Genomic DNA, 9887 nt, shown 5'->3' on the forward strand with positions numbered 1-9887 from the left:
GCCGTATGAAGCGAGAGTTTCACGTACGGTTCTGTGAGAGGCTTTTGCTGCAAGGCTTTTGCCTACTCGACCTTTGCGCCCATTCTTGCATTATAAAAGTTCTTAAAATAAGAGTGCTAATTCCTAGCGATAGTTAGTTTAAAAAAAATCATCCTTAATTCATTCCCACACCATACAAATAATCTTCCAGATTTATTTTAAACAAAGTCCCTTCCACCAAGTCTTTTACGGCATTTAATTCTTCCATGGAAACGGCCAAATCAATTTGGGAACAAGGTGTATTTAGCAAAAATTTGTGGCATTTGTTTTTCAGTTCGCAATCATCGCAACATTTGTTTAGTATACTACTTTCTTCTATGCAAGACTTAAATAGATGGAGTTCGTGCTTGGTAAGATAAAATCCCGTTTCTCTAAAAATCAATTGTACTTTATCCGTCACCACTTCATTCTCTTTTTTCCAGTAGAAAGAAGTTCCTAAATCGTTATAATATATTTGTTTTATTTCTTTCATATGAAGATTCTATTTCTGTTTTTAAGGAATATGGTATCGCCGTTCTTCATTATTGATACTGATTTTTGAATCATGGCAATTCCATTTGGAATTTTTTTGAAACAAATATAATAATTATTTAGATTTATTCTAAATAAAAAAATATAAAAAAGTCATAAAAAAATCGGTAAGTAATCCTGCCGTCTGGAGACATCTGAAAACAGAACACAGATAACACGGATCGAACAAATTGACACAGATTTAAATTTGTTCTTTTCTAATTGAAAAAGTTGTGCACAGAAGTATCATAATCATGTTGGCTTTTTCATGTTATAATTTAAAAAATCTGTGACAATCTGCCTAATCTGTCAAATCTGTGTTCTATTCTAATGTATAAATATATTTGTGTCCAGACAGTAGTAATTACTCGCCTTTTTCATGTTCGTCAATGTCCTTTTGTAAGTCCAATTTTCTAAATGAAGGAGAAAATATTCCTGTTCCAAGTACTATTAAAAGGGTCATGCTTCCACCAAAAACAACTGCAGTTACCGTTCCCATTAGTTTTGCGGTCAATCCGCTTTCAAAAGCGCCTAGTTCATTGGATGAACCTACAAATATAGAATTCACTGCCGAAACCCGGCCTCGCATGTGATCCGGTGTTTTCAATTGTAAAATAGTTTGACGTATCACTACCGAAATTCCATCAACAGCACCGCTTAAAAATAATGCCAATACAGACAACCAGAAAATAGTGGAAAGTCCAAAAACAATAATACAGATTCCAAAGGCAAAAATGGCTGACAAAAGCTTTATTCCCGCGTTTTTATTCATAGGCACATATGCTGAAATAATAAGTGTTAAAAACGAACCAACCGCTGGAGCGGCGCGCAACACACCAAAGCCTTCGGGGCCCACTTTTAAAATATCCTGAGCAAAAATGGGTAACAAGGCTACCGCTCCGCCAAAAAGAACCGCCACCATATCCAGTGATAAAGCTCCCAAAACAGTTTTGTTATGGAAAACAAATTTCACACCTTCTTTTAAACTTTCCATAATGGGTTCGCCAATTTTTGGATTCAAAATAGGCTTAGCGGCTATTTGAGACAAAGCGATTAAAGAAAAAACGGAACACAAAAAAACAGAACACATCGACCAGTGAACACCAATCAAAGTAATAGAGAAACCCGCTACAGCCGGTCCTAAAACAGCACCTATTTGCCAAACCGAACTACTCCAGGTAGCCGCGTTTGGATATACTTTTTTAGGGACAATCAAGGATAAAAGGGAAAATATGGTTGGACCAAGAAAGGAGCGTACAATTCCCCCCAGAAAAACCAGAAAATAAATGCCGTACAAAATTACTTTTGTGGAATACCCGCTTACAATTGGCGGCCATGTTAATAAAAACAACCCAAAACTGATTACCGAAAATCCTAAAATACACTTGAAAAAAAGTCCTTTTTTTTCCTTTTGATCCACAATGTGTCCTGCAAACAATGCCATGGCAATAGCAGGAATTACTTCCATCAATCCAATGATTCCTAGTGAAAGTGGGTTTTTGGTCAAACTATACACTTGCCATTCAATAACAATAAATTGCATGGACCAGGCAAAAACCATGGCAAAACGTAATAATAAAAAGGTGTTGAATTCTTTATAACGCAAGGCTGCGTAGGGATCGTATGTTTTTTTCATTTTGGTAACCAAATTATTTAATATCTCTTAATCGTAATTGTAAACTTACTTTTCCGTTCCACTCGTTTTCATCAATAGAATAAACCATTTCAAAAGGTTGTCCGTTTTTAGTTGTTTCTAATTTATTGCCTAAGCCAAAGCCTATCGCAGCAATGCCTTCGGAATTATTTTGTTTTACAAACAGTTTTAAATGTTCGTCTTCTTGTCCCATTGGTTTTCCGTAACCGGTGTCTTTTACATTTTTGGTCAGGAAAACGGGTGTCATATTTTGTGGTCCAAAAGGTTCGAATTGTTTTAGAATCCGAGTCAGTTTTGGAGTAATATCGGCAAAATTAATTTCGGCATCAACCGAAATTTCTGGAGTCAGCATATCAGGATGAATGGTTTTTTCGACTTCTTTTTCGAAAGCATCTTTGAAAAGCTGGTAATTTTCTTCCTTTAAAGTCATTCCCGCAGCATACATGTGACCACCAAATTGCTCTAAATGTTCAGCGCAGGCTTCCAATGCATTATACACATCAAATCCTTTTACGGAACGCGCGGAAGCCGCATATTTATCGCCACTTTTTGTAAAAACTAAGGTCGGACGATAATACGTTTCTATCAACCGGGAAGCTACAATACCGATGACGCCTTTGTGCCAATCCTCTTGAAAAACCACTGAGGTAAAGCGTTCTTTTTCCTTGTTGTCTTCAATTTGCGAAAGCGCTTCTTTAGTGATTTGTTTGTCTAATTCTTTTCGATCCGAATTGTATTTTTCGATTTCAGAAGCAAATTGTTGCGCTTGTTCAAAATCAAATTCGGTTAACAATTGTACCGCGTGATTGCCATGTTTGATCCGTCCGGCTGCATTAATTCTTGGTGCGATGATGAAAACGACATCGGTAATGTCTAAGGTTTGTTTTTTTATTTGGTGGATTATTGCTTTGATTCCGGGTCTTGGATCTGAGTTGATAACTTGTAAACCAAAATAAGCCAATACTCTATTTTCGCCAGTCATCGGGACAATATCAGCGGCAATTGCAGCCGCAACCAAATCCAGATAAGGAAATAAATCTTCGATGGTTTCCTTACGGTTTTGGCCTAAAGCCTGAATCAATTTGAAACCTATTCCGCAACCGCATAATTCGTCATAAGGATAATTGCAATCATCTCGTTTTGGGTCGAGAACGGCAACGGCTTCTGGTAAATTTTTACCGGGCCTGTGGTGATCACAGATGATAAAATCAATGTTTCGCTTTTTGGCGTAGGCCACATGATCGATGGATTTTATACCACAATCTAAAGCAATAATAAGCGAGAATCCATTATCATCAGCAAAGTCAATTCCTGTAAAAGAAATCCCGTATCCTTCATTATAACGATCCGGAATGTAAGTGGCAATGTTAGGATAATAGGTTCTCAAATACGAAGAAACAAGTGAAACGGCTGTGGTACCATCGACATCATAATCGCCGAAAACGAGAATGTTTTCCTGATTTTCAATCGCTTTTTCAATTCGTTCCACTGCCTTTTCCATATCTTTCATAAGATACGGATTGTGTAAATCATCTAAACTGGGACGAAAAAATCGTTTGGCATCTTCAAAATTTTCAATACCGCGTTGCACTAGTAGTGTTGCCACAAAATCTTTCACATTCAAAGCTTGAGCAAGATGTTTCACGGTATCTTCGGAAGGTTTTGATTTTAGGGTCCAACGCATATTGATTGAGGATTATAAGATTTTGAGTAGGGATTTTGCCAAGTCGAGCGCAATCGACACGCATTAATTGGTCTTGACTGCGCTCGATGTCAATGTCATTAATATAAGCAGTTTTGACCGTCACTTCGAGGCTTAATTTTTTTACAAAAAAAGCAATATAAAATGACGTATTATTCTTGCATGTTAATTTTGTTAAATTATTGATTTTCAATACATTAAACAAAAACGTCAATGGTAGTAATTTTGAACTGTAATGCGACAGCTTTAATGTTTAAAATTGTATCGAGAAGCCTTTATTATAAAAGGGTTCTCGATACTTCGCAGCAATTTTCTATCGCAAATTGCTACTCAACTCGAACTGACGAAACCTTAACTTAATGACATTGCGCTTGACTTGACATTTGATATTAACTTTATTTTTTATTTCGAAACCAAAGCCGTTCCTTCAAACTGGATTCCGTTCCATCCTGTTTTCATAAAGTTGCGAATGTTTTGGTGATCGGTTCCTTCTGGGTTTTTCAAAACGTCTTCGTAATAATACGCTCCAAAACACGCTAACGTTTCAGCTTCAGTTAAGTTTTGCAATTGGGCAAAAGCAAATAATTTGCAAGAACCGGAATTTTCTCCTGTGGCATTGATTTGAGAACCGTTCTGAAATGTGGTTGGAGTAAAAATATAGTTTTCTTCAATGGTTGCAATGGTTTCTGTAAACGCGATTGCTTCTGGAGTTTGTTTTAGTTTTTCTAAGAAAGATGCTGGACTCATATTTATATTATTCTTCTGATGAAAATTTTGATTTTTTAGGGTCTTTGGTAATTGTTTTTCCACTCACCACCACGACAATTTCTCCTCTTGGAGCTATTTTTTCAAAATGGGCTACGACTTCTTTGACCGTTCCACGAATGTTTTCTTCATGCATTTTCGACAATTCCCTGGAAACTGATATTTGACGGTCTTCGCCAAAATAGGTGATGAACTCTGCTAAAGTTTTTACTAATTTATGTGGCGAAACATACAAAATCATCGTACGGGTTTCTTCTGCCAAAGCTAAATATCGAGTTTGACGTCCTTTTTTGTCAGGCAAAAATCCTTCGAAAACAAATTTGTCATTGGGTAAACCGCTATTGACTAAGGCTGGAACAAAAGCCGTTGCACCAGGCAAACATTCCACGTCAATTCCGTTTTCGACACAAGCGCGAGTTAATAAAAATCCAGGATCAGAAATGGCAGGCGTTCCCGCATCCGAAATCAAGGCGATATTTTCTCCGGCTTTCAATCTCGAAATTAAATTCTCAATTGTTTTGTGCTCATTGTGCATGTGATGGCTGTACATATGTGTGCCAATTTCGAAATGCTTTAACAATTTCCCACTGGTTCGCGTGTCTTCGGCGAGAATCAAATCGACTTCTTTAAGAATCCGAATCGCTCGAAAAGTCATGTCTTCAAGATTGCCAATAGGCGTGGGAACGATATATAATTTTGACATAGATAAAATAATTAAAATGCTTGACCGTATGGACTACTAAAAAAATTAGCCACGAATTGCACCAATTTTAGACGAATTTTTCGTTAGAAATTAAAGAAATTAGTGTTTTTTTCGTGTAATTCGTAGCAAATATTTTAGATTAGGTTGCAGTAAGGATAGTCATTTTAATTAAAAACAAATTGCTATAAAATCTGTATTTCTTTAAATGAATATTGAGAACATTTAAAACGGAATTACAAGAATTTTTTCTCTATAATATCCATAAAACGTTCCTCGTAATCTTGTTTTCCTTTCCAGTTATTGTAATCTGGTTTTACCATTTCCTGAATAAAATCTCTGGTTTCGTAGAACGTATCAAACGTGATTAATTGATTTAAAACACGGTTGTAATCCTCGCTGCTGTTGCCAAAAAGGTGTTTTGTAAATGCAATTCGGTCATTTAAATCAATATTGATGCCTTTCGCCAATTTTTCGTTTAAGGGAACTATTTTTGGTTCCACCGGTTCTGGTTTAACTTCTTCAATAGTATCCAATTGTTTTTCTTCGAAATCAATTGCAATGGCAGTAGGAATGTTTTCAAGCGGATGTACTTTTACAAACTGGGCATCACTGTAATTTCCGCCTAATAAATCTTCGAAAGAAATTTGTACTGCTTCCGGTTTCTTTGGCGCTTCAATTTCTGCCACTTTTTCTTCTTCAACTTCCTCTTCTTCTGATAATTCGAAAGCAGGAATGAATGGAGCAGTTTCCGACGCCGTTATTTCTTCTTCAATTGCTGTTTCCTCTTCTGCTACTTTTTCTTCTTCAATTATAGTTTCTTCCTCAGCGACTGTTTCTTCTTTTTCCTCTAAAGGTGTTTCGATTACCACTGAAGAAATTATTTCTTCGGTAGCTATGGTGGTCGCTGGCTGAAATAATCCAGTTGTTTCAGGGGTATGTTCCAAAGGAGTTTTAACTGTTTTTTCTACTATAATTTCTTCAACAGCTGTGTCTGTTTCAGGTTGTGCAGCTTCCTTTTGGTCAAAAATTTCCTCAATTTTTCTTTCAATTTTAGTAATTCCAATAGTTGGTTTTACATCACTAAAATGCTCGTCTACAAACCGCAAGACAGAAAGTTTTTCATATAGTTTCTGTGTTTCCAGATATAATTGATTGATATCAGATTTATTTTTTAGTTGTAATATTCTGTGTGCAATGCTGATTAAATCGGCTTCCAATTTTTTTTTCATAACTTTGAAATTATAGTGTGTTAGGCGGGTCTTTTTCAATAAATTTCTTCCTGAGTTTTATTTAGCCTAAGGAAGAAGTAACCTTTAATAAAAATGTCATACTTTTGAAACGACGTAAAAGTATAAAATTTTTAAGTCGGTTTTATCCGTTACAAAGTAATAAAAACTATTCATTTTTTAAGTCAGAAAAATACAAAATGTTTCTCGAAAATACAGTAAATCATAAAGAACAATTTGGTTGGATCGAAGTCATTTGTGGCTCCATGTTTTCGGGTAAAACCGAGGAACTGATCCGTCGTCTGAAAAGAGCGCAGTTTGCCAAACAAAAAGTAGAAATTTTCAAACCGGAAATTGATACGCGCTATCATGACGATATGGTGGTGTCGCATGACGCCAACGAAATCCGTTCCACACCCGTTCCTGCTGCTGCAAATATTGCTATTTTGGCGCAAGGTTGTGATGTCGTGGGAATTGATGAAGCGCAGTTTTTTGATGACGAAATTGTCAAAATTTGTAATGATTTGGCGAACCAGGGAATCCGTGTCATTGTTGCCGGATTGGATATGGATTTCAAGGGAAATCCTTTTGGTCCGATGCCTGCATTAATGGCGACTGCCGAATATGTCACCAAAGTGCACGCCGTATGTACCCGTACCGGAAATCTCGCTAATTACAGTTTCCGTAAAACTGATAATGATAAACTCGTCATGCTAGGCGAAACCGAAGAATACGAACCGTTGAGTCGTGCTGCGTATTATCACGCGATGAAGAAAGATCAGGAGAAGTAAAATAAATCCTCTCCCCAACCCTCTCCAAAGGAGAGGGAGCCGAAACTGGATTGAAATATAAAGTTTTGAAAAAGACAAACCCTTTCAAATGTTTAAATTTTGAAAGGGTTTTTTTAAACTTTCTTGTGGAGTGGTTATATTTCAATCTGAATTTTAACTTTTCCACCTAAACCTTTTTCTACAATATCATATAACGTTTTAAGCGTAAGATTGCTACCGTTATTCTCGATTTTGGAAATATATTCTCTTTTTTTATCGACAAGTTCTGCAAGCTCTGTTTGCGTTAAGTGTTTTTCTAAACGCGCTTTTTTTAATTGCAATCCAATTTTAAATCCTTCAAAATCTCTTTCCAATTCATCACGTCTTTCCGTTCCTTTTTCCCCGTAAACGGTATCTTTAATTTCTTTCCAGCTTTTAGTTTCCATTTTCATTTGATTTTTCTTCATAATATTGTTTCATTAAACGCAAGGCTTTATCAATCTCATTTTTAGGCGTTTTTTGTTTTTTCTTTTGAAAGCCGTTTAGCAAAATAACAAGTCTTCCATGGTCAAAAAAACAGAAAACCCTCCAAATGTTTGAAGCCAATTGTATTCTTGCTTCATAAAGTCCATTTGTTCCTTCTATTCATTTTAAAGGTAATTTAAAAGTTACATAAAAACAATTTTTTCAATGTGATTTTGGAAGTATTATCCACAAGGAGAGTTCGTTTACAAGGATTTAAAACAAGGTTGTGTATTCATTTTGTTCAGATTTATTTTCGGTTTAACATTGAAATTCATGTATAAGACAAACATTAAATTGAGGTTATAACCCAAATTCGTTGAAAACGCCTTGCTGCAGGAAGTTTTTTTTTAAGTTTAACATGAATAAAAAGGCTGTCTAAAATAATTTTCAGACAGTCTTTTCTTATTTTTAATAACTTTTTAAGTTAAAAATATTTATTCAATATTGAATCCCTAATCCTTTAGACAACGTACTGAAAGACCTTGAATTAAATCTACAGCACTAGTTCCTAAATAGCCTACATCTGAATTCAAAATTCTACAAGTTTTACCATAATAATCACTACTTTCGGAAGTAGACCACCAGAATCCTTCATAATTAATTTGGGAGAAATCAACCGTTCCGGGATTTGAAATCCTTAATCCACCTGGGATTCCAGTGAAATCAGAGCTATTTGTTGCTCCATCATTAGTTGGCTGCCAATGAGCAGTTCCAATCTCTTTCATCTTAAATCCTGCGGAAGCCCATCCACCCAAACAATTTTCAAGTGTAACCCATTCATTATTTGAAGGAATATGCCAACCTGCCGGAGCTAATCCGCGAGAATCATTTACCGCATACCAATTATATAATTTACCATACACGGTACCATTTGCAGTCTGATTTGCATAATAACACCATGCTCCAGTGGTTAAATTATTCCATTGAGTTGCATCTTGTACTTGTGGAATAAGATCTCCATTACGATATTTACTTACATTAAGGTTTTTTTTCATCCATAATTGGCTACATATTAGTATAGTAGGATAGATATTTCCATCTATATCGGTTACAGTTGTCGCTATGCTGTTAGATGTTGTAGTGAAAGAGACCTGACTGCCATAAGCAGTTCCGATGCTATTGGTAGCATATGCTCTTATATAGTATGTCGTATTAGCTGTTAAATTAGTAATGGATGAACTAAAAACACCAACACCATTACCATTAATAGTTTTTGAATTTGTGACAATCGGATTTTGGTTTATACTCCATGCGATACCACGATTTATGATTGTTGATCCTCCGTCTGAGGTTATATTGCCACCACTTATTGCAGTTGAAGCTGTAATATTGCTAATAGAAGAAGTTGTAAGTGTGGGTAATGTTGAAATTGCGGAAGTTATATATGTAATTTCATTTCCATAGGCTGTACCAACACTATTGGTTGCATAAGCTCTAAAGTAGTAAGTAGTATTTGCTAACAAACCGGTAATAGCTGAATTGAAGTTTCCTATTCCTATCCCATCAATAGTTTTTGAATTCACAATTGTTGGATTTTGACTAGTATTCCATACAACTCCTCGAGAAGTAATATTTTCACCACCATCTGAAGAAATGTTACCGCCGGATGAAGCTGTAGTAGTTCCGGATTTTGTAACAGTCAATGTAGAAATTATAGGTAAAGTTGGTGTGTTTTCTGTAGAAGGACTATTTTCAGAACTACAACTAAAAGCAATAATTATGGTTAATAGTATTCCTCCTAATAAATAAATTTTCTTTTTCATCTTTTTAAGTTTATTTTAATGTTTTGTCTGTTTTTTTAAATTTCCAATCGCAAGGTGAGTTTTTTCAACTCCCTACACAATACCCAGTTTTAGTGATATTTAGGAATAGCCTAAATGTCAATTTATTTTGTAACTTTGAATTAAAATTACTTAACTCACCTTACGCAAAAAACATCTCAAAAAATATTGTTTTAACATTTTCATTGTTAACAACTTATATTTCATAAAAT

The 9887-nt window shown here is 35.4% G+C and carries 10 protein-coding genes; 1 reads left to right on the forward strand and 9 read right to left on the reverse strand.

All coding sequences use genetic code 11. The annotated features are described in order from the left end of the window. Positions 1-154: 154 nt before the first annotated feature. The 6 genes from FNW38_RS16840 to FNW38_RS16865 all read right to left on the reverse strand — a co-directional run bounded on the left by FNW38_RS16840 (position 155) and on the right by FNW38_RS16865 (position 6602). Complete coding sequence (locus FNW38_RS16840; RefSeq protein WP_143388935.1) at positions 155-511, reverse strand: hypothetical protein; 357 nt, start codon at positions 509-511, stop codon at positions 155-157. Positions 512-913: 402 nt separating this feature from the next. Further along, a complete protein-coding gene (locus FNW38_RS16845; protein ID WP_143388934.1) occupies positions 914-2185 on the reverse strand; it encodes an MFS transporter in 1272 nt (423 codons plus the stop codon). Between the two features lie 13 nt (positions 2186-2198). Further along, positions 2199-3887, reverse strand: coding sequence for a single-stranded-DNA-specific exonuclease RecJ (gene recJ, locus FNW38_RS16850; protein WP_143388933.1), 1689 nt, complete (start codon positions 3885-3887; stop codon positions 2199-2201). A gap of 420 nt (positions 3888-4307) precedes the next feature. Further along, on the reverse strand, positions 4308-4652 hold the full coding sequence (locus FNW38_RS16855) for a HopJ type III effector protein (RefSeq protein ID WP_143388932.1): 345 nt from the start codon (positions 4650-4652) through the stop codon (positions 4308-4310). 7 nt (positions 4653-4659) lie between these two features. After that, positions 4660-5373: a 16S rRNA (cytidine(1402)-2'-O)-methyltransferase gene (rsmI, locus tag FNW38_RS16860; protein WP_039108596.1), complete on the reverse strand. Its 714-nt coding sequence runs from the start codon at positions 5371-5373 to the stop codon at positions 4660-4662. Between the two features lie 233 nt (positions 5374-5606). Then, entirely contained in the window at positions 5607-6602 is a 996-nt protein-coding gene (locus FNW38_RS16865; protein ID WP_143388931.1) for a hypothetical protein, read from the reverse strand. A gap of 197 nt (positions 6603-6799) precedes the next feature. On the opposite strand from FNW38_RS16865, the gene FNW38_RS16870 reads away from it, so the two are divergent. Continuing rightward, a complete protein-coding gene (locus tag FNW38_RS16870; RefSeq protein WP_143388938.1) occupies positions 6800-7390 on the forward strand; it encodes a thymidine kinase in 591 nt (196 codons plus the stop codon). 134 nt (positions 7391-7524) lie between these two features. On the opposite strand, the gene FNW38_RS16875 is transcribed toward FNW38_RS16870, so the two are convergent. From FNW38_RS16875 to FNW38_RS16885, 3 genes are all read right to left on the reverse strand, one after another. Beyond that, complete coding sequence (locus tag FNW38_RS16875) at positions 7525-7815, reverse strand: helix-turn-helix domain-containing protein (RefSeq protein ID WP_143388936.1); 291 nt, start codon at positions 7813-7815, stop codon at positions 7525-7527. Then, a complete protein-coding gene (locus FNW38_RS16880; protein ID WP_143388937.1) occupies positions 7805-8014 on the reverse strand; it encodes a type II toxin-antitoxin system RelE/ParE family toxin in 210 nt (69 codons plus the stop codon). The genes FNW38_RS16875 and FNW38_RS16880 overlap by 11 nt, the downstream gene beginning before the upstream one ends. 332 nt (positions 8015-8346) lie before the next feature. Next, positions 8347-9657 carry a fibrobacter succinogenes major paralogous domain-containing protein gene (locus tag FNW38_RS16885; protein WP_143388930.1) on the reverse strand — a complete coding sequence of 437 codons (1311 nt, stop codon included), beginning with the start codon at positions 9655-9657 and terminating at the stop codon, positions 8347-8349. Positions 9658-9887 lie beyond the last annotated feature (230 nt).

It is taken from the genome of Flavobacterium gawalongense, from assembly GCF_007097265.1.
Classification (GTDB): domain Bacteria; phylum Bacteroidota; class Bacteroidia; order Flavobacteriales; family Flavobacteriaceae; genus Flavobacterium; species Flavobacterium gawalongense.

What these genes read in the sequence shown, in the direction of transcription:
- FNW38_RS16840 (WP_143388935.1), bottom strand. Translation starts at nt 511, where the DNA reads ATGAAAGAAATAAAACAAATATATTATAACGATTTAGGAACTTCTTTC.
- FNW38_RS16845 (WP_143388934.1), bottom strand. Translation starts at nt 2,185, where the DNA reads ATGAAAAAAACATACGATCCCTACGCAGCCTTGCGTTATAAAGAATTC.
- recJ (WP_143388933.1), bottom strand. Translation starts at nt 3,887, where the DNA reads ATGCGTTGGACCCTAAAATCAAAACCTTCCGAAGATACCGTGAAACAT.
- FNW38_RS16855 (WP_143388932.1), bottom strand. Translation starts at nt 4,652, where the DNA reads ATGAGTCCAGCATCTTTCTTAGAAAAACTAAAACAAACTCCAGAAGCA.
- rsmI (WP_039108596.1), bottom strand. Translation starts at nt 5,373, where the DNA reads ATGTCAAAATTATATATCGTTCCCACGCCTATTGGCAATCTTGAAGAC.
- FNW38_RS16865 (WP_143388931.1), bottom strand. Translation starts at nt 6,602, where the DNA reads ATGAAAAAAAAATTGGAAGCCGATTTAATCAGCATTGCACACAGAATA.
- FNW38_RS16870 (WP_143388938.1), top strand. Translation starts at nt 6,800, where the DNA reads ATGTTTCTCGAAAATACAGTAAATCATAAAGAACAATTTGGTTGGATC.
- FNW38_RS16875 (WP_143388936.1), bottom strand. Translation starts at nt 7,815, where the DNA reads ATGGAAACTAAAAGCTGGAAAGAAATTAAAGATACCGTTTACGGGGAA.
- FNW38_RS16885 (WP_143388930.1), bottom strand. Translation starts at nt 9,657, where the DNA reads ATGAAAAAGAAAATTTATTTATTAGGAGGAATACTATTAACCATAATT.